Raw genomic sequence first — 26,424 nt, forward strand, 5'->3', positions numbered from 1 at the left:
CACTTTTTTATTTATTACTTTTTATAAGCTTTATAGCATGTTTTAATATTTTTTCTCCATTCATCATTCCATAATCATCAGAATTAATTACTTCAATTGGAATCCCACTATTTTCATAACGTTTTGAAATTTCCTTATATCTATACTTTACTTGAGGACCTAATAAAATTACATCTGGATGTTTTTCTTCAACAACTTCATCTATCTTCCCATCTGGAAAAGCTTTTATTTCTAGTGGAAGCTTATGCTCATTAGCCACCTTTTGCATATTATTAGCTAACATACTAGTTGACATTCCTGCACTACAAAATAAATATATTTTTTTCATTCTACCCTCTCACTTTCTTTATAAGTTTTTCTTGAATGTAAATATTTTTCTAGGTTCCATATAATTAAGTAAAAATAATTCTTCCTTTGGTATATGCCCAATTACATTCTTTCTTCCATCATTAGGCACATCTTTTAGTACAATGTGAAGCTCACCTTTATATCTTGAATATTCATCATTTAATATAACAACGTCTCCTCTTTTCATATCCACAGCATTTGCTTTTTGAATAGATTCATTAGCAAATGTTCCTCTTGGAGCACTAGAACGAGCCATATATTCACTAACGTCTCCTCTATTTGCATGATTTTCCTTGTAATATAAAATTTCATATTCTACTTCAGTTAATTCTTTATCTAACTCAATTCCAAATGTTAAAATTCCAGGATTAATTTTTGAACATGCTTCTAATTCTTCTTCTGAAGCATAAGCATTTCCTATCATAACGTCATCAATCATTCTAGTAGCAAATAGATGTCTTACTTGTAAATCTATAGGCAAATCACGATGCATTTCTAAAGTACATAACCCTTCCCTTACTGGCCAAGGCCCAAATGTATCATTATTATTACTAGATACAAAAGCTGCTGTATGTAACCCATACTCTTTCATTGCTTTATTACAATTATTAAAGTGCTCTAAACTTAAACCTGTATATCTTTGTGGGTAAAAATTGTGACAAGTAATAACCTTATCTTTGTTTGGAAAATTACTCATTACATTATCTAAGTACCCACTACCTCCACTTGCATTTAGCTCTATTTTTAAACCACCTTGGTTATATGTCATAAGACTTTCTTTTACTCCATCAAAACCTTCATCTAATCTTATTCCATCTGCATGTATCTCACTAAATAAAGATAAATCATCATAAGATACACCAAGATCTTTAAAAACTACTGGATTAACATCAAGAATTACTTCCATGCCCTCTTCATGTGCAACATCAATTAATTCTCTAAATTCATCTATAAGCTCTTCCCTTGTCTTTTTTCCTATACTTAATAGACATGTAAAAACTCTTTTAAATCCATATTTTCCAGCTAAACGAATGTATTCAATATCCTTTTCCTTTGTTGAATGTTCTGGATATATAGAAATTCCAAGTCGTGCCATTTAAATCCCTCCTGTTACCTTTCTTCAAACTTTAAATAGAAATTAAACTTCATAGATTTTTCATTTAATCTGTATTTATGATCTAATTCTGGACCACAGCTATTAGACCCAATTCCACTTTGTTTGTAGTCAATTATTAAATAGGTTGCATCATCTTCAACTAATTCAAAGTTATGCTTTTTATTTGTTAATTCTTCAGTTGAAAAATGAGATACATTAAAACTGAAATCATCCTGTGACGCTACATAAATACTTGAATTTTCATTATAGATTTCAACTTCTTTACATAAACTTCTGCTTCCATTTTCCTGTGGACGAATATAGTCTTCATGGATTTTTGAAACACTTGAATTAAATCTTCCTAAATAACTAGCATAATGTTTATCTTGATAATTCTCATAAGGTCCTAACCCAAAATAACTTAAATTCTCATAAGATTTATCTAATTTAATTTCAACTCCAAACCTTGGTAAGAAAGGTGAATTAACATTTTTAACTGCATCAATCTCAGATTTTATCAAACCATTTGGTAATATAATCCACTTAATTACAATATCTAATACTTTCTCACGGTATATAGGAATCAAACTCAAATGACTGGTAATTGTTATAGAACTTTCTTTATTTTCTATTGTAGTTTTGTATACTCTTGACTCTAAGTTATTAAAGCCAGCTTCTATCCACTGAAATTTTATTTTTCTATCATTGTCAGTAGGAGCACGCCATACTTTAAACTTCATAGAATCTTCAATAAATCTACATTTTTTATTTTCTATTAATTTGAATAATGCAGTGTTTCTATCATAAATATAGTTAAAATCTCCATTGACTATATTTATTTCTTCTGCACTTTCATTCACTATAAATACTTCTTCACAACTTTTTACTTCTGTAATACTTTCAAAAGATTTAAGACTTTTCACATTATTTGACCAAACTATTTGGTCATGTCCTAATTTCAAGCCTTCTTTATATAATAGAAAATCAGCTTTTACAATGTATTCAAATAATATAGTTACAATTGTATTTGGTATTTCTGGCAAATCTAAAGAATACCATTTTTCTTCCTTAGATTTTAAAGTATCAATAAGCAATTCTTTGTCACTAATAACATTTCCATCAGAAAAAAGCTTATATTTAACCTTTAAAAAGTTACCTATATCCTTGAAATCCATCGTATTTTTAAGCTTAACTTTTTTATTAACTTCATCTACCTCAATTAGCCTTATTGGTCTATTAATGTTTTGATATTCCAAAAGTCCTGTATGAGGAACACGATTTGGATATACCAATCCATCAACACAGAAGTTTCCATCATGAGATATTTCTCCAAAATCACCACCATAGCCATACATTGTTTTGCCATCTTTACTTTTTCCCATATCTATAGCATGATCGCACCATTCCCATACATAGACCCCTGCAAATTCTTTATGATCTTGAATTAATTCATCATATTCTTTTAATCCACCAGGACCATTTCCCATTGCATGTGCATATTCACATAATATAAATGGCTTATCTATCCCCTTGTTGAAATACTCTTTTATTTCATCAATGCTAGGATACATTCTACTTATAACATCTATATTGCTAAAGTCATTTTCTCTATTTTTATCAGCATAAAATGCACCTTCATAATGTAATAACCTAGTGTTATCTAACTCTCTAGCTCTTATTAACCCTTTCTCAAAATTACACCCAAAACCTGATTCATTACCAACTGACCACATAAAAATACATGGTCTATTTTTATAAGGAATAATAGAAGCCTCAATTCTATCTTCTATAACTTTTTCATAAATAGGATCATTTGCTATCATATTATAGTTTTCAAGATATCCAAGGCCATATAATTCAACTACACCATGAGTTTCAATATCTGCTTCACTGATAACTAGGAATCCATACTCATCGCACATTTCATAAAAAATTGGTGATTTGGGATAATGAGCTGTTCTAATTGAATTAAAGTTATATTGTTTCATTAGCCTTAAATCTAAAAGTAAATCCTCTTCTGTCATAACATATCCATTTAAAGGATGGCTATCATGATGATTTACACCACGTAATTTCACATTTACTCCATTTAGCTTTAAAACACTATCTTCAACTGAAATTACTCTCATTCCAACTTTTTCTTTAATAACTTCATCCTCTGTCTTAATTAATAAAGTGTATAATAATGGTTCTTCAGGATTCCAAAGTTCAACATCCTCTATTTTTAAAGTAACATAATCATTATTTATAAGGCCTGACTGAATAACTTCACCTTTAGGATTTAATAAACTATAAGTAATATTAGGATTATTTACCTTGTCTGTAACTTTGAAATTTAAAAATCCTATTTTATTTTCTAAGTTAATATCAGTATCTATTTTATAATCTACAATTCTTGGCTTAGCTCTCTCCAAAATATATACATCTCTAAAAATACCAGACATTCTAAACTTGTCCTGATCCTCAAAATAAGTACCATCACACCACTTTAAAACAAGTACTGCCATTGTATTTTTTCCTTCTAATATTTCTTGTGTTATATCAAACTCTGAAATACTATGAGAAATCTGGCTATATCCAATAAACTTACCATTTAACCAAATATAAAAGCATGAATCTACTCCTTCAAAGTTCAAGTGGTAATCCTTATCCTTAGAGAAATCATCTATTTCAAAATCCCTTATATAAAACCCACATGGATTATTATTTGGCACAAATGGTGGATTAAAACCGATAGGATATTTAACGTTTGTATACTGATGATTATCATACCCCTGCATTTGCCAAACAGAAGGAACTTTTATTAAGTCAAAATTTTCATTTTTATTATTTAAAAGATTATCAATATTAATATTTCCTAAGCTATTGAAGTACTTAAAGTTCCAAGTACCATTTAGTGATTTAAAACTCTTTTGATTATCTCTACTAATCTCTTTAAGTGATTCATTAACACTTTCAAATGGAACATAATAACTTCGTCTAGGCATCATATTTACATGTAAAAAAGAAATATTTTCATGATATGAATTTAATAACACCTTTACCCACCTTTCTTCAAATATATAGATTATGAAAAGTCATCATAAACATATATTTTTGTTTTAAGAAAGCGCTTACTTAAATACATTTATATTATAATTGATAAATATTTACGTTTACATAGAATTATAGCGCTAAAATATGTTATAATGTTTCCAAATTATTTCCTGGAGGTAAAAAGATGCAAATTTTATGGAATAAATATAAAAGTAATAATTTTGAAGCAAATTTAGATGAATGTGGAATTGAACAAGGCACCCCTGGGGCTGGTTATAATTATAAAGTAGAAAAAAATGCTGTTATACATTATATTTCTAAAGGTAGTGGGACCTTTAAGATTAATGATAAAATTTATACATTAAAAAAGGGGGATGGTTTTATTCTATTAAAAGATATGAATGTAGAATATATCCCTTCTATTGATGATCCTTGGAAGTATTATTGGATAGGATTTAGCGGACAAAGTTTAAATGAATATCTAAAAAGAACTTCAATCATAGATTCATGCGTTATTAACTTTAGTAAAAAATCGAAAATTCCTAATCTGATAATTGATATGTGTAATATTTCAAAGAAATATGATCAAACTTCCTCTGATGATATATTACTATTAAGTAAATTACATCTACTTTTATACTACATATCATCAGAATTTCCTAAGGCTTTTAAATATGATAACAATCTAACTCATACTTATATCCAAGAGGCTACTAAATTTATAAATAATAATTATATGAACCCAATAACAGTACAAGAAGTAGCTGATCATGTAAACTTAAGTAGAAGTTATTTATATAAGATGTTTATTAAACATTTAGGTGAATCTACTCAAAGTTATTTGATTAATATTAGAATGTATAAGTCCTCAATATTATTAAAAGAAACTAGTTTATCTATTGCAGAAATTGCAAATAAGGTTGGCTACAGTGACCCCTTATTGTTTTCTAAAATTTTTTCTAAACACTTTTCTATGTCAGCTTCAAAATATAGAAAAAGCCATCAAAAAAATAAGAAATTATAGATTTTGTTAACTGGTAAGTATTCAGCTCAGTTATTACAAAGACAAGTACCTAAACTTGTTGTAGCTTAATATAAAATGTGAGATAGCTAATTAAAATTTTATACTTTCCGATATATAAAAAAATAAGAGGCTTGTATACGCAAGCCTCTTTTTCTTAAGTGGAAAAAGTATTCATCACTCTTTATATTTCCATATAATTGATACTATGTCATCTTTATCAATAGGACCAATACCCCTTGAATCGTAACTATTACTTCTATTATCACCCATAATGAAATATTGGTTTTCACCTAATTTAAATGTAAAATCATCAACACTTTCCTCCCTATAATATGCATATGGTTCTTCTAAAATATTATCATCTATATATACATTTTTTTCTTTTATATTTATGGTTTCATTAGGTAACCCTATTATTCTTTTGGCATAGTGACAATATCCATAAATAGGGTCTTCTACCCCAACAGAAACTAAGTCACCTCTTTTTATTTCTCCTATAGAAGCATTTACAACTAAAATTTTAGTACCATCAGAAAATGTTTTTTCCATTGAAGAACCGTTAATTACAGATGAATATACCCCTAACTTTAGAATTGTTCCCCCCCCAAGCATAAAGGAAGCTAAAGAAAATAAACTAATAATTAATATAAACAGTGCTTTATTTAGTTGCTTTTTTCTTAAATACTCTTTCATAGGAAATACCCCCAGCATCGAATAAAGAACATTACTATAATACCAAGCACATAGAATATAGGAATTAGGAAAATAAGATATTTAATTAAATCAATAAAGGAATACTCTTTCATTGTTTATGCCCCCTTTTTCAATTTTAAATAATAAAATATATAATACAATTACGTATTAATTATAACATATTTTGTAAATTTCCTATTATTCAATTTTCAAAGATCATTTAGGTCATAATATCTACACATTCACAAGTATATAAAAAAGAACCCTGCCATCAGGATTCTTCTAAAGCTTTCTATTCTATTTTCTCTATTTTATCAAAATAAAGAGATATTTCACCACAATTACTACATACAGCAGCCTTTACTTTTCCTTTGGTATCAGAAAAAATTCCAGTTCCTTTACCTAACATAACTGATGCTTGTGCAGTAATATTCTCTGTCTTTAACATATAACCTTCACTCATTGTTTCGCCACATCTTAAACATTTTCTCATAGCTAACCCTCCAAATTTTAAATTTATTAGTTATTTTTGAGTAATTATACCACAGCTCACATCACAATATAACCTTCCCCTACCATCTTTACTAACTAATTAAAAATCAAATACAATGTTAAAATTAAATTATACCCTATTAGCCTAAAATTCAGCTTTCTAATTAGCTTATTATCTCCAATTAATTTTATTATTACTAATGTTAAAGCAGCATAAATCCCAATAAAAACAATATATTGAAAGGTAACATTAGTACCCATTAAAATTGCTAACTGTCCTTCATCATTATTTTCCAAGATTGTAGTATTAAATCCTATTCCAATAAAGAAAATTATAATGCAATTAAACAATCTAGATATTATAGAAGCTAAGCCTATAGTCCCCCAAAGTTTGCTTCTCTTACTATCCATATAAATTAGGATTATGCAAATAATACTTAATATAACATTGAAAAACGTCCCCCCAAGCACCCCTAAAAACGTTATTCTATCAGATATAGTCATCCCATAACTAATTGTTGCTGGCACTCCATCAATAACAAATCCTAGTAAATGTCCAAATTCATGTAACATTGGTATAAGTATAACTAGTATAATTATTAAAATCTCCCTACTTTTTCTCATCTCAATCCCCACAATCTATCCCCCTTCATCTTTATTTTATCTACTCTATAAACTTAAATTTACTATAATAAATTTTCATGAAGTCCTAATTGCTTTAATAATTAACATAAATGCAATAACTACAGTTATTATTGCATATTCTAGCCATTGTTTCCCATTGCTACAGCCAATATTAATAGTTTTTTATAAAAATTAACATATTTTTTATAAGAATAGGTTTACATAAAAGCAATCATACTTTATAATTGGTTATATAAAATAATTAATTAACGCGTTTTTTAATGAATTTTATTAATAAAAATTATAAAATATTATTAATAAAAGAGATACTTTTACTACACTATTAACAAATTCTATGGCTTAAAGGAGATTAACTATGAAGAAACATAAAAAAGCATTATCTTTATTAGTTCTATCAGGTATTGTTGGAGGATTAATTACAAATATACCACTTAAAGAAGTATCAGCATCAACAGTAAAACATCAATATGAACTAGCAGACTTACAAAATAGTAACTTCATTAAGAATGGTAATTTTCAAGAAGAAAACAACTATTGGAATATAGTAGGACAAAATAGTTCTGTTATAACAGACAAGGATAATAACAAATATGGAAAACTAGGAAAAACTACAGATCCTCATGCTAATGGACATATATGGCAAGACGTTACATTAAAACCAAATACAACATATATATTAAAAGCAAAAGTTAAGGTTTTAAGTGATGATGAAAATAGCTATGTAACTTTAGATGTAAAAAAAGGAGGAAGTTCTGAAGCTAAGTATTTTAAAGATAAAAAAGTAACAGCAATAAATAATGAATGGCAAGAAGTTTCTTTAGAATTTACAACAGATGCAACAACTAAATATGCAGTAGGTATTGGACGTTGGGAAGATAATGCTTCAGCTTCATTAAAGGATTCAGAAGCATATATTGATGATGTAAGCGTTGAATATAAGGATTCTATTGATAAAGAAAAATATGATTTTGTATGGGCTGATGATTTTAATAATGAAAATTTAAATTTATCTAATTGGGAATATGAATTAGGTTCTATTAGAGGAATTGAGCAACAACATTATGTTAATGATCCAGAAAATGTTTCTATAAGAAAGAATGGAGACAATGGAGAATTAGTTTTAAAAGCAACAGACAGACCTAAAGAATTACAATATAATAACCCTAGAAATAATGATAGAAAAGTAATTTATGATTCTGGAAGTGTTAGAACTCATGGTAAGCAAGAATTTTTATATGGACGTATTGAAATGAAAGCTAAACTTCCTAAAGGTAAATCTGTGTTCCCTGCCTTTTGGACACTTGGATCAGATTTTACATTAGATGGTGACGTAAGTTCTAAGCAAGGATATGGATGGGCACGTTGTGGAGAAATAGACATCATGGAACTAATAGGTTCTGAAGAAAATCAAGCTGGTAACAAAACTGTATATCAAACTATTCATACATCAAATAAACCAGATTCAAATACTGACCATAAACTTTTAGGGACAAGCTATACAATAGATGAAGACTTTTATGATGACTACCATATCTTTGGAATTGATTGGTCAAAAGGAAAGTTAGATTTCTATGTTGATGATAAAATAGTTTCATCAGTTGATTATTCAAATGATGAAATTGCAAGAAAATGTTTAGATAGACCACAATATATTCAATTTAACTTAGCAATGGGAGGAGCTTGGCCAGGAGAAATTTCAGAAGGCTTAGCTGGTACTGAATTTGCAATTGATTATGTATACTATGCTCAAACACCACAACAAAAAGCTGATGCAGAAGCATATTATAAAGATGCTCCTAGATTAAGTGGATATAAAGATTTAACAATTTATGAAGGTGAAACAGATGCTATATTAGAAAATGTAGTTGCTGAAAATGGAGATGTAGATTTTTCAATAACTGACCAACCACAATTTAATAAAAAAGAGCAAAATGCAACATCTAATAATCCTCTTACAAGTGTAGACTTATTATGTACAGGAAAAAATGATTTAGATTCTTTAGCTAAGTTACCAGCTGGTGAATACACATTATATTACACTGCTTTACCAAAGAACATGCAGTTAGAAAGCTCAAACCCAGAAGATCCAAATAGTCCAATGGTTCCATTAGCAAGTGAAGAATATAAATTTGATAGGAAAGCCGTAAACTTAACAATTAAAGAACGTAATTCAAATGAAGAAATTCCACTTACCCCTATTGAGCCTGCTGATCCTATAGTTCCTGATAATCCTAATAATAACAATAACAGCAACAATAATAATGTTTCGGGTACTGAAACACCTGACCTTCCTAAAACAGGTGATACTTCTAAGACAAATTTATTATTTTATATATTAGTTGCATCTGGAGGATTAGCAATATTTTCATTCAGTAAAAAAGCTAAAAAGAAAATAATAGAATAGATACTTAAAAATAAAAAGCATTTTCTTAAATTTAAGAAAATGCTTTTTACTTTTTGCATTAATTTATTATACTTTCTATCCACTTTTTAACATTGCTTATATCATCATAGTTTGGATGTAGTAACGCTTCATCAAAATTTTCTATAGATACTTGAATATTCTTATCTTCAGGATTTTCAGTAATTAGTTTCACATATCTATCACGAATACTCATTGGCATTTTGCCTTGGCAATAAAAATATCCTAGTATAGTATTGCTACTGTCTATTACTTCTTTTACACGATTATATAGTTTTTCATAATACTCAATGGAACCTCCGAAGCCAGCTGTTCCAAAATAAGCAATTTTTTTATTTTTTAACTGCTTTAAAAATTCTGTAATCTTCTTTGAACACATTCCTTTATCTGTCCAAGAACCTACAATATACAAGTCTGCTTCAATTTCTTTTTCTGGTTCTCCAAAATAAACAAGATTTGATTCATTTATTTCTTTTTTTATCTCTTCTGCTATCTTCTTTGTATTTCCTGTTATGCTATCATAGATAATTGCTATTTTCATACGTCTTCTCCTCCTCAAATTCTAATTTATTAAGTAATGTAGTAAGCATCTAACCCATATAATAACGCAATTATACACCCATATGTCCACACTTTCCATATTTAAATTAGCATAGCTTTATTCAATTTTCATTTAATTACTTCTCCTCTTCATCATCTAACTTTGAATCAATTTTCATTTGTTTTTTCTTATTTATAAAGTACAATCCTTGAAGAACTACAAATGTTGAAGCTGATGCACATAGAAAAGTAATTAGTGATGCAAGTAACATATCCCCCATCTCATTTTTGAATAAATCTCTGAATTTAATATAATTAAGAGTAGTATTTATAATAGCTACTATGATTCCACAAATAATACTATTTATAATTACAAATCTTTGATTTACTTTATTAGACTCAAAAATATTGTTTCCAACTGTTATATTTCTTACTATAACATACAAGGCACCCACTATAAGTAGGATCACCTCAACTGCATATTGTGAAAAATCAGCATTAAATATATATGATTGCACAAAAATAGATAAAAATAAGCCTAAAAAAATTATTTGAAAGGCATCATTTCCAATTTTTCTTTTTTGTGATAAAACTCTTTCATCTTGAACTATTTCTTTCTTCATTACTATTCCTCCCAAAATAAATCGTTTAATGTTTTTCCAAGTGCTTTACATATTGATACACAAAGATTAAGTGTAGGGTTATAATCTCCTGATTCAATTAATCCAATAGTTTGCCTTGTGACACCTACAGCCTTTGCTAAATCTTCTTGTTTCATATCACACTCTATACGTGCTATTTTCATTCTCTTATTTTTCATATACACCCTCCTTATATTGCACATTGTAATATATATATTGTTAAATGTAAACTATATATTGCATTTGCTGTGTAATTTTATTTTTTATGATTCTCTTTTCCTCACTCTTTTTTAGTTCCATAAACACACCCCTTATATAAATTTTCTAATAAGGAAAAGCTAATCTTTACAAGTTTTTCAGTCTAATTACGTTGTAACTTATTCTCCTGTTTTTGTATCAGAGGTCACATTCTTATAGTCTCAATTTCATATTTCCTAATAAATTTCTCTAGAATTTATCTCAGACACAGTTCTTCAACCCCGCATTTTTACTATATATTTATATAAATATACATTTATATATTTAAAACAACACTTAAATATATATTTATCCAAGTAAAATTTATAGAAAAACGATTTTAAAATTGCTGCTAAATCACTAAAAAATAAAATGACAACTTCTCTTTCCTTAATGCTTAAAGTAATACGTACAAATGAAATCTAAATTAATATATTTAAATTGTTAGTTCTAAAAATAGTATAATAATCTTATAAGATAAGGAGATGTAGTTGATGAATAAAAAAACAGTGTTATTTGCTTTAATAGTTACTTTGTTTTTATTTGTTATTTTAAATTATAAAGATAACAAGAATTATGAATTTGTTCAGCAAGTTAATAGTGAGAGATTGTTAGAAGCTAAAGAAGCAAAGAACTCTATTTATGAATCCATAAAATTGCCCTCTTGTAATATGTCTCAAGAAGAGATGTATTCTTTGTTTATAACAAAAGATAATATGAATATAGCAAGAAATTATTATAACTATGATAATAATGTAGTATTAAAAAAGGATGCCAAAGAAGATATAAACTTACTTTTTAAGGCACTTAAGTTTGGCTATGGTGGTTATGAAATATTTGGTGGCGATGAAATATTCACTAAAGCTAAAAATAACATTCTAAAAGAAATTAATAATCATGATAATTTGCTTGTAAAAGATTTAGAAACTATTTTGATAAATAACTTAAGTTTTATAAAAGACAACCACTTTAGAATTAATGAAAATCCTGTATTTAAAGAAAAATATACTTATTATTATAATGACCACCCTATAATAAAAGATGGCCAAGAATATTACATGAACTTTGAGAATAAAAAATATAAGATAGAAAGTATAAATAAAGACAAAAATATTGAAAATTACATTCGCTATACTTTAAATAAAAATGGAGTACTATCTTATGAATTAGGAATTTTATCTTTAGAGAATAAACAGCTAGAGGTTCTGATTTCTAACAATAACCATAAGAAAACAATCTCTATTAATTTGGAACAGTCTAGTAACACAGTTAAAAATGCTAGTATAAAAGATAGCAGTATTGGCTATATAAAACTAAATAGTATGAAAAAAATATCGGATGATATTTTAAACAAAACAAAGTCTATTAAGAATAATAGAGTAAATATTTTAGATCTAAGAGGATGCTCAGGAGGTAGTGATCTTGAGGCACGTAAGTGGTTTGAAACTTATTTTAATTATAAAATAGGAATAAATGGTACTATTTTCTTTAAGTATACTGAATTTATAAAAGAGATGTATCTAAATGAAATAAAAACAACATATGATCTTGGTTTGTGTTCAGAAGAAGAATATAGTAATGAAGTTAAGAGAATATCTGATTTCTACTCTAAAGAAAAGATGAATAGTATTGTCCCATACACTGAAGTAGATGAGATTCTAGATAATGATAACTATCTATTAGTTTTAGTTGATAATACTGTTCCATCTTCTGCTGAAAGCTTATTAATTTATCTTAGAACAGTAAAAAATGTAATTTTTATAGGTACTAACTCTTCAGGAACCACAAAGATTATGGACAAACTTGGTTTTTTATTGCCTAATACTAAAATAGTATGTGCTTTTGGCACAAAGGCCTATAATTATAGTTCATTTGAAATAGAAGAAGGTAAAGGCTTAGAACCAGATATATGGCTTGGAACAGAAGATATTCTAGATAGAACATATAAATTTGCTAAAACTTTAAAATAAGTTTTAGATGTAAAATTATTGGAGATAGCAGAAGTAAGAGGCTTGCTAATGGAAGCCTCTTCTTTTATCAGATTACTACAACATTTCTTAGAATTGTGCACTAAAAAATACCGTATATTTTTTTAAATAATACGGTATTTCATGAATTCAAATTTTAACTTTTTGTATATAACAAATAATATTATTTTTAATTCTATTATTTATTTTCATGATTACTTCTATAATTAAAAATCATTCCGCTAATTAATATACACAGTGATAAAACAACACCACCTATTTTTATTGGTGTTGTAAAATCTCCATACAAAAATGATCCTATTAACCCAACTCCAGCACCAATCAGTAATGGATAAATAATTTTTTTTGCCATAATTATCTCTCCCTTTATTATCATTACGAATTCATTATAACATATTTTGTAAATACCGTACTGTTCAATTTTCAAAGATCATTTCCGTCCCACTTTTCACATATTACTTCAAAAAAATACCGCATATTCAATTTGAACATTGCGATTTTTAAACATAACATTTATTTTTCACTTCATAATTTAATTATCTATAAACTAAATTTTATTGATTCCTATTCAAAATAAAAAACTTCTTCAAACTTTTTATCTAATGCAATACATAATATTAATGCTAACTTTGCTGTTGGATTGAATTGCTCAGTCTCAATAGAACTTATTGTATTCCTAGAAACTCCAACACGATTTGCTAAATCAGTCTGTGTCATACCTTTTTCAGCTCTTATAGATTTTAAATTGTTGTTAAGTTCTAAGTTATGATTACGTTCCATTGCTAAGAGCATCTCCTACAAAAACTATAATCATAATAATTCTTTCTAGAATTACTAAAATCATAGCTACTTTTTCAAAAGATGATTGTTTTCTATCACTTTTTATAAAGCTGTATAAACATTTACCTATTACCATACTTATTAAAACTACTTTTGCAGAAGATGTATCATATGATTTAAGAAAGGAAAGACACATAACAAATATAAATCCTATTGTTCCAGTTATATATCCTCATTCAATAGCTAGTCTATCTGTATTTTTTTGACGCTCATCTCCTAGAAAATTTTCTTTTCTACTCTTTTCTAAAATTTGATTTTTATCTATAATCATCCTCCTTTACAAGTGCACTTTATATTTATAACATATCATACCAAGTATACTTGTTAACGACTATTATTAGTTTCTATAATTCATAGTATATTAGCGCCACTTACAAACTTCTCGTTTATCTTTTTTTATATTTATAAAATCATATAAACTTTGGACTTATAATAAGATAGATTTTATCCTAGAATCATTTTTTACAAAATCAAGAGTCTTATCTTTCTTAATTGCCTCTTTCACCATTTTCTCGTATTTATCTTTACTAATGCTTGAATTTACATTAAACTTCATATGTCTATATAATTTTGACTTCATAGAATTATTCATACTATTTGCTTCACTGACTATTTTTATAATCATTTCTATAGTTTTATCTTTATCACGTTTTTCTTTTGCTAAGGATAAGTCTAATTGATATTTATAGTATTCACCAAACTCAAATACTTCAATAATCTTTTTACAAAACTCAACATACTCTTCTGCTTCGTTAAATTTATTTTCTTTATATAATAGGTTTATTATAAAAGATAAAATTCCAAATACTTCATGAGAATCTTTCCATAACTTACTTTCATAAATGCTATAGGCTTTCTCATATTCTCCACTACTTTCAAATAATAATGCCTGCTGAATTTTTTTATCTATATCTATCTCTGGAATCTTATCTAATATTTCTTGAGCCTTCTTATATTCTTTTTTCTCTCTATATATTGCCGATAGGTCTAGTTTAGCCATAGAAGCTATTTTTTCTTTATTGCTTGATGCTACAAGTTCAAGCCACTCAATAATTTTAGTTTCATATTTATATTTATCCTCAATACTAGGTTCTAATAAATATATTCTTAACACTGTTGATATCCCAATTGTTAGCTCATCACAATTGGGATATTGTTTAATTAAAGCACAGCTTCTTTCAAATCCTTTTTTAAACCCTTCCTTGGATATTATTTCACCTATCTCTTTTGTAATTTCTTTCACTTCTGTGTCTGTTAACTCCTTATTAAATTCCAATAAAGTATTAACATCAATTTTTAATACGCGTGCAAGAGAAGATAGTAAAGTTATATCTGGATATGATATTCCATTCTCCCATTTATTAACTGCTGGTGCACTTATATTTAGATAATTAGCGACTTGCTCTTGAGTAAGATTTTCCTTTTTCCTATAATATCTAATTACTTCATTTATTTTCATAATAGCCCCCTATTTATATCATCCATTAAGTTTGAATTTGTTAATTAAATAATATCAAAGCTATCTATTTTAAACAATTGAAGTGTTTTCATATTTTTTTCACAAAAAATAACTGTTAGTTATTTTAATATTCCAACAAAGATACTACACTCTTGCTTATTATATATTTTTTTCACTTACAAAAATCACCTCACTTATTTATGGTATGGTTCTCCGTATCGGTGTTAAGTGAGGTTGTAAACTTGCTCATTACTTTTCTCCTTTTCTAATATACTTTTAAAATTATAATTTAATTATGATCTACATCCCCATATTATTCTATATAGTAATGTTCAAATTCAACATAGTTGCTCCAAAACTTCTTAACCTAAAAGAAGAAGGAGCACCCTTAACTGATACTCCTTCTCAAAACTTACTTTAGTTATCCCTTACCATCTTGCCCCATTACCCTAACATCATAATAACTTTCTCAAGTGAATATCAAGAGTTTTCTAAATTAATCCTTAACAGCTAGTTAATCTTTTAAATATTCTATTAATTCTTCTAATTCATTATCATCTTCATTTAATTTATTAAAGTCTTCTAAATCAGTTTTTATATCTTTTTCTACTTCCCTTTTAACATTTAATTCATTGATAATATATCCCATAGAAAATGTTGCTATTGAATAAAATGCATACGGTAATGATGAATTAATGTAATATGTTATTACCACTAATATACTTTTACTTACCACAATCTTACCTGATGCTACAAGTGATAATATATATACATGTGAATTATATATAGTTAATAATGTATATGCTAATATAATTATTGAAATAACATATAGTACTTTACTTATTAAATTTACATCTTTAAAATGTTTTACTTTCATACTTAATTATTCCTTCTAAAAACTTATTGTTAATAATATAATTTTTATTAATTAATCTGTGTTAGTTTTTTATTTTTTAGAACAAGTACAACATCTACTTTTTTAGCTAATTCCTTACTATGAGTAACCACTATTACACACTTTCCATGTTTATGTGCACTTGTTTTTAATATTTCTATAATTTCATCAGCTGTATCACTATCTAAATTCCCCGTTGGCTCATCTGCTAATATTACTGGTGAATCTGTAACAAGTGTTCTTGCAATGGCAACACGCTGTTGCTGTCCCCCTGATAGTTGTAATACGTTTCTATTAATTTCATCATCAGCTAACCCTAAATTGTTTAATATTTTCTTATTCACCTTGGGATTAACTATTTTTAAATTTTCTAAAGGTGTCATATAATCAATTAAATTATAATTTTGAAATATTAATGAAATATTGCTTTTTCTATGATTCTCATATCCCTTTACTTTTATATTTTGATTATTATATAATATTTCGCCATTTCTAGGTTCATCTAATCCAGCCAATAGTGATAATAACGTTGATTTTCCTGAACCCGAAGCCCCTAAAATAGCGTAAAGTTTTCCTTCTTCAAATTCCATGCTTATATCATTTAAAACTTTTTTTCCATTTTTATATGAATAATTAACTTTATTTAATGCTAAAATTGACATTTATTTTCCTCCTAGCTCATTTTGGATAATATTTCTTTTGGTTTTAATCTAATTATTGATGCTGATGATGCCATTACTGAAAGTATGATAATAACTGTTCCTATAACATATACATAAATTAATTCTTCAACCTCTACTTTTACATCTATTTCATCTACTGTACGAGTTGCTAAAGAACTATTAACATCATTTCCTAATGAAAATCCTCCAAATCCACTTTGAACGTCTTGAACCGCTTGCTTACCTGCTTGTGCAACTATTGTATTTCCTATATTTTGTGAAATTACCTTACTTGAGAAATATGATCCTCCAAAAGCTAATATACTTATAAGTAATAATTCAATTATATATTGAGAAATAATATTAAACTTTGAAACTCCTATTGAAAGTAATATACCGGTTTCATGAACTCTTCCTTGAATCCAAAATGCTAACACTAATGAAAGTATTATTACTCCAGCTATTATTGCTCCAATTAAAACCATATTTATAATCTTATCTAAAGAATCAAAAGACTTAGATAAAGCTAAAAATGTATCTTCACTTTTTACTATTGTATACTTATTCCAATCAGTAGAAATATCTTTAAATTTTGATGTTACTTTATCTACATCAGTATCTGTATTGAAAGTAGCATTTGTATATTTTACATTTCCATCTGAATATCCATATAAAGTTTTAATAGTATCTACATCAGTAATTAAAAGATTTTCTGGCATTTCTAATTTATGTCCAGCTCTTTCAGTATTTTCACTTTCAAAAATACCTACAATTTCAAGGTCATAATCACTTTTAGATAAAGTTGATGCATTAAAATCTCCAGCACTCTTTGTTGCTTTTATAGTATCTCCAACTTTTAAATTATTTGCTTCTGCTAAATCCTTATGAATTAATACCTTGTTTTTATCAGTAGCAACAATATGTCTACCATCAATCAGCTTTAATGATTTACTTATAAACTTAATATCATATTCTGAACTTTTATGTGCTTCTACAGAAAAAAGTTTTTCATATTTATAATCATCATTATATTGAACTACATTTTTTTCAGGTTTTATATAATTTACATTTTCTAAATCTAAACCAGCTCCTTGAATTGCTGCATCATAATTCTTAACACCTTCTACCTTTGAAACCTTATCAATTAAATTTTCTGGAATTGTTCCTTCAAAATTACCCGCAAAATTAGCTTGTAATTCAAAAGTATTTGCCATATCCTTATTTGAATCTTGTCTTGCTATATTTGCTGCCTTTTTAATTGAAATTCCACTTAAAACTGCCGTTGCTATTCCAAATAATATAAATAACATAATAATACTTTTTATTTTTTTTCTTGTTATATATAATATTGATCTCTTAAATACATTCATATTTATGTCCTCCTTGTTTATTAACTTGAGTACATTCTATCAACCTAATATGAAATATTTATGAAATTTAAAAATTAAGTTTATAAAATTCATTAAGAATCGTATTAATTAAATTATTTTTTATAAAAAAATAAGGATATTATTAATCTAATACCCGTTATTTTTCAACTATTTTATTTTTTATTAAACATGAACAAATTTCAAATATTTAATTAAAATCAACTTCAAAACTCATTCCAGTTAATATTGATTTAAAAGAATAATCTAAATTATACATTTTTAAAATTTGTTGAACTATGTATAATCCTAACCCATTCCCCCCACTACTCTTATTTCTATCAAAATCAACTCTATAAAATGCCTCAAAAATATGTGCTAAATATTCTTCTGAAATTGGCTTACAATCATTTTCTATAATAAGTTTTTTATCTTTTATATATATTCTTATTTCCTTTCCTTCATCAGTATAATTTACTGCATTAGAAATAATATTAGAAATTGCTTTAGTAAATAATTTTTCATCTACTTTAATATTAAAAGACTCTTTTAAATTCATTTTAATATTAATTTTCTTTGACTTAGCTATTAATTTATATGGTTCTATGTTCTTTTGAACTAAACTACCTAAATCTAATACACTTTCATTTTTATTATTTATTATATTAAGTTTTGAAGTATCTAAAATTTCCTGAACCATTTTACTTAATTCACTAACTATATCCTTACATTTTTCTAAATATATATAATGATTTTTATATTTTCCTATATCATATAGCATATTTTCAATCATTATATACATACTCATTAGTGGTGTCTTAAGCTCATGTGATGCGCTTCTTAAAAAATCCACCTTAATTTTTTCAGATTCACTTACATTTTTTATTTCCTCTTCCAATGATACAATTGTATTTAATAAATTTTCATATAAACTATTTACATTAGCTGCTAATATTCCTATTTCATCTTCAGTTTTTACCTCACAAAAGGCTTCTTTATTTAAATTCTCCATTTTTTTTGTAACATCACAAATTTCTTTTATTGGAGTTGTAATTTTTCTTGCATATATATATGATGCAATAAGTGCTATAAGCAAGCTTATAAAAATAGAATATGGAAGTATTTTTAATATAATATCTCTTGTTTCTGTGAATGATTCTAAATCCATTACTATTTTAGCACTTCCATTTACATCATTACTTTTTTTAAAGTCCCTACTTTTTATTATTGATAAATTATTTATATTAATATATTGACCGAATATTTCTCCATTTTCATCATCAAAACTTTCTATAATATTTTCACCACTTAAATTAGGAATTATTAAAGAGTTTTCTGTAATTTCCTCTTCATTAACATATATATCTACTTTGTGCAAACCTTGAAATACCCTTTTTTCATCTCCTATAGTAAGTAAAACTTGAATATTATATTTTTCAGCAAAATTCTTTGCTATCTTAAATGATTCCTTATTATCAGATTTATTTACTTGTTCAATTAAATCTTCAATAATTTTATCAGCTTCCTTTTGTTTATTATTCACATATACCTTGGGTAATGCTAAATAAATTAAAACATTTGAAATTAAAATTATTACACTTATTATCCCCATGGTAAATATATATGTTTTTGAAAATAGCTTTAACTTATTCATCATTGCTCCTCAAATTTATATCCAATTCCCTTAACTGTTACTATACAATCTAATAACAACTTTTTTCTTATATTTTTAATATATACATCAATAACCCTATCATTTGGTGCTTCTTCAATCCTCCATAAATTATCTAAGATTTGTGCTCTTGTTAAAACCTTTCCCTCATACTTTAATAATAACTCTATTAATTTTATTTCCTTAGGTTTTAAATCAATATTTTCGCCATTCTTTCTTGCTGAATATCCTTCAAAATCAATTTCTATATCTCCATAACACCACTTTTTATTTTCACTAACTTTTACTCCTCTTCTAAGAAGTGCTTCTATTCTTTTATGTAAAACTATTATTGAAAATGGCTTTGTAATATAATCATCTGCCTCTTCATCAAAACTCATAATTTGGGTATAATCATCACTCATTGCTGTTAACATAATTACTGGAACATTGCTTTCTTGTCTAATTTTATTTAAAACAACAAATCCGTTAGCCTTTGGAAGCATTATATCTAAAATTACTAAATCAATTTTATTATTCTTAAATAATTCTATTGCTTGCATTCCATCTTCTGCACTTATAACGCTATATCCAACCTCTGCTAGATATTCACTTACGCCTTCCCTTATTTCTTTTTCATCTTCAACAATTAATATATTAATTTTCATTTATATTTTCCTCCATTTTATATAATATATATCAAAATGAATTTATTTTATAAATACATAATAACATAAAGTTTCAATTATATTATAAATATAAAAGTGCTAATTTCATAAATTAACACTCTTAACATTAAATTAATAATATTATTTATATACCAATTCCACATATAATTTATCACTAAAGTTCTATATATAAAGGCTTACTTAAATGATAATATTCTCAACCCTCTCCTTCTCAAATTCCCTTATTTATTAACCTAATTTCAGTAAAAACCTCACTTACTTATGGTACGGTTCATCATTAATTATTCTAAACCACTACCTAAAATATTCTGCTCACATTAATTAACTATTTAAAACAATACTTAAATATACATTTATGCAGATAAAATTTCTAGAAAAACAATTTGGAAATTTGAGATTGCTAGAATAAAAAAGATTTTATGATATCAAAAGATGCTGTTGATAGTTTTTGTTTTACTTATAAAATTAGAAAAGAGACTTGTTAATTCAAGCCTCTTATTCTTATTTGCTATTCTATTTTCTCTGTTTTATCAAATTAAACATTTTCTCATAGCTCCCCCTTCAAACTCAAATTAATTTCATACTTATTTATCTACTCTATAAACTTAAATTTGCTATAATAAACTTTCATTAAGTCTTAAGGATTTATAAATATAATAATTAACATAATTGCAGATGCTAATGCAACTATAAATGCAATAACTACAGTTAGTGTTGCATATTCTCCACTATTTTGTAAGTCATCTCTAAAAAATCTTGAAATTCTTGCATCTGTGTATTTAACATCAATTATTGTACTCTTTTCCTCTCCTCCATATGGAGAAATAATCCTCCCATGAACTATAAAGTCCCCCAATAATATTGGATCATTTACTACTCCGTATGGCAAGTTTCCTATTAATTCAATATAATATGGTTCTATATCTTTATCAGGATACTTTTCTTTTAATATATTCTTTAGCTTATTTTTATCTTTATCTACTTTAAAAACTGGCCCAGTATTTCCGCTAGTTCTTTCAACTTTTATACTAATATCTTCACTTGTTAATGGAACCTTTGGTGTTATTCTCACGGGAATAAAATAAAATGCTAATATTCCTATACTAATTAATAATATAACAATTAAAACTTTTTTTATCTTTTTCATCTTATTAGAGCTCCCTTCAACACCTATTAACTTCCTAAAATTATTTATTAAATTTCTAATTTTATACCTTTGTAAAATTATACTCTTTCTTTTCTTATCTCATATGTAGATTATATACTTGATAAAAATATTATACTAAGCCATAGGTATATTAATGCTATACAACAAATAAATGTATTTGCTGATGTATTATTCTTATTATCTCTAATCTTATATAGAATAGAAATCACATTATTCACCAAAAGTACTATACATATAATACCAATAAGTAACACACAAAATATCATTTTAACTCTCCCATTATATAAATCTATAATAAACTTAATGCTAAACTTAATTATTTAATAACTCAATTACTTTCTTAATAGAATCTTTATCTTTAAAGTTATTTGATATCCTAACCATCAATTCAGATCCATTTTCTTCTTTAAATACTTTTTTTAATTTTTCTTTATTATTAAGCATAACTTCCTTTATCTGAATAAATAAATATTCAATACTTGTAGGCCACTCGTCTGAAGGAACACCTTTATATTCATTTAATGCAATATATGCCTCTTGTGCAGTAACAATACTTGCATACTCTTGCAAATAGTTTTTATCATTTTCTATATTTCCAGCAGTAGTAGCAAACTTTTGAATATGCTGTCTTGTAATTCTTGATAAGTTTTCTTTATAATTATTAATTTTATAATTCTGATAAAAAATATATCCAAATAGAATTATGAATACTATTCCCATCAAAATAAGTTTGGACTTATTCTTCAATATATCACCTCCCCTCCACCTGGTAATTATACACAAACGAACCTGTAATTTGAATATTTTAAAGCTATATTTTTTATATTTCCTTGATATAATCACTTAATATACCTTCCATTTTTATAGCATTATTGTTATAACAAGTAGAAGGATTCCTACAAATAAACTTGATATATTTGTAAAAAAATATAATAATTTAACAAAAAAATTCGTTGACAAAGCTTTGAAAACGATTATAATAAAAATATAAATCCTAACTTGTTATAACAAGTTCAAATATATATATTAGAAAGGACGATTAAAATGAAAAAATTTTATTTGTTTTGTAGTGCAGGTATGTCCACAAGTATGCTTGCAAAAAAGATGCAAAATTGCGCCAATCAAAATAACTTAAAAGTTGAAATTAAAGCTTTTTCAATATCTGTTATGGATGATATTGTAAAAACTGAAAATCCAGATTGTATACTACTTGGTCCACAAGTTAGATATTTATTGGATGAAACTATAAAGAAATATAGTCCAATACCAATTATGGCTATTAATATGATTGACTATGGAAAAATGGATGGAGAAAAGGTATTAAAGTCTGCAATCTCTTTATATAAACAAAGTAATAAATAGATGATATTAAATAAAGTAGGATTTGTTTAAACATTTTTATAATTAGAGTATTTATTAGGAGTGATAAAATGAAAAAAAGACTACTAGATTATGGAGGACAAGATTTTTTAAATGTATCTCCAATTGATTTAAAACAAAGTATTTTAGCATCAGAAGGAAGAACTATAATGGCAGAAAACGTCCCAACTGGAGGATGCTTTCTAAATGGAGTTACTAACGCTGAAATTGAAAGAGCTGCTGGAGCAGATTTAATAATGTTCAATGCCTTAGATTTATTTGAACCTAAAATAGTAGGTGTCCCTAATGATATAAAAGCAGATGAACAAATTACTTGGGTAAGACAAGCAATAGCAAGACCTATTGGTATTAATCTAGAACCAGTTGACTATAATGCAAAAATGAATGAAAATCGTTCAGAAATTTCAATTGGTCGTATAGTATCCCCTAAGACACTAGAACTAGCAGATAAGTATGGTTTTAGTTTTATATGCTTGACAGGAAATCCAGGAACAGGAGTATCTAACTCAGCAATTAAAGAGTCTATAAAAATGGCAAAAAAATATTATAGTGGATTAATTATTGCAGGTAAAATGCATGGATCAGGTGTTGATGAACCAGTTATGAATGTTGATATTGCTAAAGAATTTATAAATGAAGGAATTGATATACTATTAGTTCCAGCACCATATACAGTTCCATATTTTAGAGAAAAAGATTTATATGAAATTGTAACTTTAGTAAAAGAATTCAATAAAGGTAAGTCCATTGAAGATAAAATTTTAGTTATGACCGCTAATGGTACTAGTCAAGATTCTGCTGATATTGAAACAATTAAAAAAATTGGTTTAGTATCAAAAGCTTGTGGAGCCGATTTACAACATATAGGAGATTCATTTAATGGGATATGTTTACCAGAAAACATATTTGCATTAGGACAAGCTATTAGAGGAAGAAGACACCAACTAATAATGTTATCCAGATCTAATATTCGTTAATTATGAGGTGAAATCAATGAGGAATAAAGCTAGTTTTGAAAGTAAAATCCAAGTTTTTGCTGGTAAATTTACGTCGCAAAGACATTTGGTTGCATTAAGAGATGCTATGGCTACCGTTATGCCATTAATTATAATTGGTTCTATATTTATGTTAATTGCACAATTTCCATATCAACCATTTACTGATTTTTTAAACTCAATAGGTTTACAGGCAATTCTAAATAAGGCTAGTGATGCTACTTTTGGAATATTGGGATTTGCCGTAACATTTACAGCTGCTTATAATTTAGCAAACTATTATAAATTAAATACAATATCAGCAGGATTAATATCGCTTTCTTCATTTATATTATTAACACCAGTTATAACAGGTGAATCTGGGACAGGATTCCCAATAAAATACTTGGGAAGTTCAGGACTTTTCGTTGGAATATTTGTTGCAATGATAAGTACAGAAATTTTCAGATGGTTTGTTGTTCGTAATATTATGATTAAAATGCCAGACTCAGTTCCACCAAATGTAAGTAAGGCATTTTCATCCATTATACCAGGATTAGCAGTTATAGTTTTTTGGTTACTAGTATTATTAGGGCTTAATGCATTTGGAGTTGATAATATTCATGACTTAATAGCAGATACAGTTGGAGCATTATTGGGTGTATTAGGTAGTACACTTCTAGGAATATTATTTGTTATATTTGTACAATGTTTTTTCTGGATGTTTGGTATTCATGGAGCTCAAGTTACTGCGCCTATAATAGAGCCTCTACTTCTTCAAAATTCTGATATGAATCGTATAGCATATCAGGCTGGACAAGAATTACCAAATATTATAACATATGAATTTTTATATAACTTTGTATTTATGGGAGGGGCTGGATGTCTGTTTGCTTTAGCACTATTATTATTCTTTAAGTCAAAGAGTAAAGAAAATAAGGCATTAGGAAAAATGTCCTTAGCTCCAGTAAGTTTTCAAATTGCCGAACCAGTATTATTTGGTAATCCTATTATAATGAACTTAAAAATGGTTATACCTTTTATATTAGCACCTGTTATTACAGCTATTATTACGTATTTTGCAATGGATTTGGGATTTGTACCAAAACCAATTGGAGCAGTAATTCCATGGACTACACCTCCCATTATCGCAGGATATTTGGCAACAGGGGGTTCCATAAGTGGTGCCATAATACAAATCATAACCATAGCAATAGATGTCTTAATTTACTATCCATTCTTTAAAATAGATGATAGATCTAAACTTTTAGCAGAACAAAATACAACTACTGATGTAGATAGTTTTAATTTGGATGATATAGATTTATAAGCTATAATAAATGGGGGGATTATTTATCCCCTCCTTTTAAGTATACAAACAAATAATATTGATATTATAATAAATTAAGTAGAGGTGCTGAGTTTGCTTAGTAGTGAAAATAAACTTCCTTTATATCTTCAATTAGTTAAAACTTTAAAAAAACAAATTAAAGAAAATATGAAGGAAAATGATAAGATACCATCAGAAAAAGAAATTTGTGATATGTACTCTGTTAGCAGGACAACAGTGAGGCTTGCAATGGCTGAATTAGAAAAAGACGGATTTATATATCGATTACAAGGAAAAGGATCTTTTGTATCTGATTTAAAAAAAGTATCTTCAAATTCATTTATTGAAGTTGATGAGAGAAAATTATTAGAAAAGCTATATTATAATTTATATGAATACATATTAATCATGATTGGGATGACGTCAATTTTTGATAAAGACATAACAAGTTTAGCTGAAGAAATGAAAGCTTTACTTATGCAATACTTAGTAATAATAAATGACAAAAAATCAATTTTAGTAGATTATTACTTTTTAGATAATAAATTTAATAGTATTGATAAAAGTTCTTTAGAAGTTAATAGTATTGATGATCTGCTAGATAAAATGGAGATAAAGATAAGTAGGGTAGAAGAAAGTTATGTAATCGAGTCTACATCACAAGAATTAAGTAATAAATTAGATATAGAAATTAATCACCCCTTATTATGTGTTAAAAAAAAGTTTTATGATTCAAATAACGAAATTATACTTATTTCTATAAAGCATATTGTAACAGAAAGATATACTTATACAAACTTTATTAAGAACTAATTTTAAGAAAATTAATGTTTCGAGATGAGAAAAT

The 26,424-nt window shown here is 26.7% G+C and carries 27 protein-coding genes; 7 read left to right on the plus strand and 20 right to left on the minus strand.

The genetic code is table 11. The annotated features are described in order from the left end of the window. Positions 1 to 7 precede the first annotated feature (7 nt). From I4V16_RS02130 to I4V16_RS02140, 3 genes are read right to left on the minus strand one after another with little or no spacing between them, the layout of a single operon-like run. Positions 8 to 328, minus strand: coding sequence for a PTS sugar transporter subunit IIB (locus I4V16_RS02130; protein WP_027098065.1), 321 nt, complete (start codon positions 326 to 328; stop codon positions 8 to 10). Positions 329 to 346: 18 nt separating this feature from the next. Then, positions 347 to 1,444: a MupG family TIM beta-alpha barrel fold protein gene (locus tag I4V16_RS02135; protein ID WP_195541973.1), complete on the minus strand. Its 1,098-nt coding sequence runs from the start codon at positions 1,442 to 1,444 to the stop codon at positions 347 to 349. Between the two features lie 14 nt (positions 1,445 to 1,458). Further along, positions 1,459 to 4,482: a glycoside hydrolase family 2 TIM barrel-domain containing protein gene (locus tag I4V16_RS02140; RefSeq protein WP_347707991.1), complete on the minus strand. Its 3,024-nt coding sequence runs from the start codon at positions 4,480 to 4,482 to the stop codon at positions 1,459 to 1,461. Between the two features lie 182 nt (positions 4,483 to 4,664). Here I4V16_RS02140 and I4V16_RS02145 point away from each other — a divergent pair, with 182 nt between their 5' ends. Beyond that, entirely contained in the window at positions 4,665 to 5,504 is an 840-nt protein-coding gene (locus tag I4V16_RS02145) for an AraC family transcriptional regulator (RefSeq protein WP_195572833.1), read from the plus strand. A gap of 174 nt (positions 5,505 to 5,678) precedes the next feature. Here I4V16_RS02145 and lepB read toward each other — a convergent pair whose 3' ends face one another. The 3 genes from lepB to I4V16_RS02160 all read right to left on the minus strand — a co-directional run bounded on the left by lepB (position 5,679) and on the right by I4V16_RS02160 (position 7,325). Then, the gene (gene lepB / locus I4V16_RS02150; protein ID WP_195966466.1) at positions 5,679 to 6,197 is read right to left on the minus strand and encodes a signal peptidase I; all 519 of its coding nucleotides are present in this window, start codon (positions 6,195 to 6,197) and stop codon (positions 5,679 to 5,681) included. Positions 6,198 to 6,489: 292 nt separating this feature from the next. Continuing rightward, positions 6,490 to 6,690, minus strand: coding sequence for a hypothetical protein (locus I4V16_RS02155; RefSeq protein WP_195572839.1), 201 nt, complete (start codon positions 6,688 to 6,690; stop codon positions 6,490 to 6,492). A gap of 95 nt (positions 6,691 to 6,785) precedes the next feature. Then, positions 6,786 to 7,325 (minus strand): hypothetical protein, encoded by a 540-nt coding sequence (locus I4V16_RS02160; protein WP_099330174.1) that lies wholly within the window; start codon positions 7,323 to 7,325, stop codon positions 6,786 to 6,788. A gap of 364 nt (positions 7,326 to 7,689) precedes the next feature. Here I4V16_RS02160 and I4V16_RS02165 point away from each other — a divergent pair, with 364 nt between their 5' ends. After that, positions 7,690 to 9,738: a family 16 glycosylhydrolase gene (locus I4V16_RS02165; protein WP_195966467.1), complete on the plus strand. Its 2,049-nt coding sequence runs from the start codon at positions 7,690 to 7,692 to the stop codon at positions 9,736 to 9,738. Between the two features lie 58 nt (positions 9,739 to 9,796). On the opposite strand, the gene bilS is transcribed toward I4V16_RS02165, so the two are convergent. From bilS to I4V16_RS02180, 3 genes are all read right to left on the minus strand, one after another. Further along, positions 9,797 to 10,297 carry a flavodoxin family protein BilS gene (gene bilS, locus I4V16_RS02170; protein WP_049178826.1) on the minus strand — a complete coding sequence of 167 codons (501 nt, stop codon included), beginning with the start codon at positions 10,295 to 10,297 and terminating at the stop codon, positions 9,797 to 9,799. Between the two features lie 136 nt (positions 10,298 to 10,433). Next, entirely contained in the window at positions 10,434 to 10,919 is a 486-nt protein-coding gene (locus I4V16_RS02175) for a DUF6773 family protein (protein WP_049178828.1), read from the minus strand. Between the two features lie 2 nt (positions 10,920 to 10,921). Then, the gene (locus tag I4V16_RS02180; protein WP_027098072.1) at positions 10,922 to 11,116 is read right to left on the minus strand and encodes a helix-turn-helix transcriptional regulator; all 195 of its coding nucleotides are present in this window, start codon (positions 11,114 to 11,116) and stop codon (positions 10,922 to 10,924) included. Between the two features lie 552 nt (positions 11,117 to 11,668). Between I4V16_RS02180 and I4V16_RS02185 the strand changes: the two genes are divergently transcribed. Continuing rightward, positions 11,669 to 13,144, plus strand: a complete 1,476-nt coding sequence (locus I4V16_RS02185; RefSeq protein ID WP_195541976.1) for a S41 family peptidase — start codon at positions 11,669 to 11,671, stop codon at positions 13,142 to 13,144. 196 nt (positions 13,145 to 13,340) lie between these two features. Here I4V16_RS02185 and I4V16_RS02190 read toward each other — a convergent pair whose 3' ends face one another. The 11 genes from I4V16_RS02190 to I4V16_RS02240 form a co-directional block, all read right to left on the minus strand. Next, positions 13,341 to 13,514: a hypothetical protein gene (locus tag I4V16_RS02190; protein ID WP_155849294.1), complete on the minus strand. Its 174-nt coding sequence runs from the start codon at positions 13,512 to 13,514 to the stop codon at positions 13,341 to 13,343. A 212-nt stretch (positions 13,515 to 13,726) separates the two neighbouring features. Further along, positions 13,727 to 13,942 carry a helix-turn-helix transcriptional regulator gene (locus I4V16_RS02195; protein WP_027098074.1) on the minus strand — a complete coding sequence of 72 codons (216 nt, stop codon included), beginning with the start codon at positions 13,940 to 13,942 and terminating at the stop codon, positions 13,727 to 13,729. Beyond that, a complete protein-coding gene (locus I4V16_RS02200; RefSeq protein WP_027098075.1) occupies positions 13,932 to 14,138 on the minus strand; it encodes a hypothetical protein in 207 nt (68 codons plus the stop codon). The genes I4V16_RS02195 and I4V16_RS02200 overlap by 11 nt, the downstream gene beginning before the upstream one ends. 291 nt (positions 14,139 to 14,429) lie before the next feature. Then, a complete protein-coding gene (locus I4V16_RS02205) occupies positions 14,430 to 15,461 on the minus strand; it encodes a helix-turn-helix transcriptional regulator (RefSeq protein ID WP_027098076.1) in 1,032 nt (343 codons plus the stop codon). A gap of 514 nt (positions 15,462 to 15,975) precedes the next feature. Continuing rightward, positions 15,976 to 16,338, minus strand: a complete 363-nt coding sequence (locus tag I4V16_RS02210) for a hypothetical protein (RefSeq protein WP_008676058.1) — start codon at positions 16,336 to 16,338, stop codon at positions 15,976 to 15,978. 47 nt (positions 16,339 to 16,385) lie between these two features. Continuing rightward, positions 16,386 to 17,018 (minus strand): ABC transporter ATP-binding protein, encoded by a 633-nt coding sequence (locus I4V16_RS02215; protein ID WP_005212002.1) that lies wholly within the window; start codon positions 17,016 to 17,018, stop codon positions 16,386 to 16,388. Positions 17,019 to 17,029: 11 nt separating this feature from the next. Further along, positions 17,030 to 18,388 carry an FtsX-like permease family protein gene (locus I4V16_RS02220; protein WP_032116772.1) on the minus strand — a complete coding sequence of 453 codons (1,359 nt, stop codon included), beginning with the start codon at positions 18,386 to 18,388 and terminating at the stop codon, positions 17,030 to 17,032. Positions 18,389 to 18,596: 208 nt separating this feature from the next. Beyond that, on the minus strand, positions 18,597 to 20,039 hold the full coding sequence (locus tag I4V16_RS02225; protein WP_032116773.1) for a HAMP domain-containing sensor histidine kinase: 1,443 nt from the start codon (positions 20,037 to 20,039) through the stop codon (positions 18,597 to 18,599). Further along, positions 20,039 to 20,704 carry a response regulator transcription factor gene (locus I4V16_RS02230; RefSeq protein WP_005211993.1) on the minus strand — a complete coding sequence of 222 codons (666 nt, stop codon included), beginning with the start codon at positions 20,702 to 20,704 and terminating at the stop codon, positions 20,039 to 20,041. Before I4V16_RS02230 ends, I4V16_RS02225 begins: the two co-directional genes overlap by 1 nt. 658 nt (positions 20,705 to 21,362) lie before the next feature. Continuing rightward, on the minus strand, positions 21,363 to 21,872 hold the full coding sequence (locus I4V16_RS02235; RefSeq protein ID WP_099330152.1) for a hypothetical protein: 510 nt from the start codon (positions 21,870 to 21,872) through the stop codon (positions 21,363 to 21,365). A 333-nt stretch (positions 21,873 to 22,205) separates the two neighbouring features. Next, complete coding sequence (locus tag I4V16_RS02240; RefSeq protein ID WP_207745401.1) at positions 22,206 to 22,613, minus strand: hypothetical protein; 408 nt, start codon at positions 22,611 to 22,613, stop codon at positions 22,206 to 22,208. A 324-nt stretch (positions 22,614 to 22,937) separates the two neighbouring features. Between I4V16_RS02240 and I4V16_RS02245 the strand changes: the two genes are divergently transcribed. The 4 genes from I4V16_RS02245 to I4V16_RS02260 all read left to right on the plus strand — a co-directional run bounded on the left by I4V16_RS02245 (position 22,938) and on the right by I4V16_RS02260 (position 26,390). Further along, positions 22,938 to 23,255 (plus strand): PTS sugar transporter subunit IIB, encoded by a 318-nt coding sequence (locus tag I4V16_RS02245; RefSeq protein ID WP_049177770.1) that lies wholly within the window; start codon positions 22,938 to 22,940, stop codon positions 23,253 to 23,255. A gap of 68 nt (positions 23,256 to 23,323) precedes the next feature. Next, positions 23,324 to 24,250 (plus strand): haloacid dehalogenase-like hydrolase, encoded by a 927-nt coding sequence (locus I4V16_RS02250; RefSeq protein WP_195966469.1) that lies wholly within the window; start codon positions 23,324 to 23,326, stop codon positions 24,248 to 24,250. A gap of 16 nt (positions 24,251 to 24,266) precedes the next feature. Beyond that, positions 24,267 to 25,577 carry a PTS sugar transporter subunit IIC gene (locus I4V16_RS02255; RefSeq protein WP_049177767.1) on the plus strand — a complete coding sequence of 437 codons (1,311 nt, stop codon included), beginning with the start codon at positions 24,267 to 24,269 and terminating at the stop codon, positions 25,575 to 25,577. A gap of 93 nt (positions 25,578 to 25,670) precedes the next feature. Continuing rightward, positions 25,671 to 26,390 carry a GntR family transcriptional regulator gene (locus I4V16_RS02260; RefSeq protein WP_053089714.1) on the plus strand — a complete coding sequence of 240 codons (720 nt, stop codon included), beginning with the start codon at positions 25,671 to 25,673 and terminating at the stop codon, positions 26,388 to 26,390. Positions 26,391 to 26,424: the final 34 nt, after the last annotated feature.

This window comes from Clostridium sp. 1001283B150210_160208_E6 (genome assembly GCF_015669365.1).
GTDB classification, from domain to species: domain Bacteria; phylum Bacillota; class Clostridia; order Clostridiales; family Clostridiaceae; genus Clostridium; species Clostridium paraputrificum.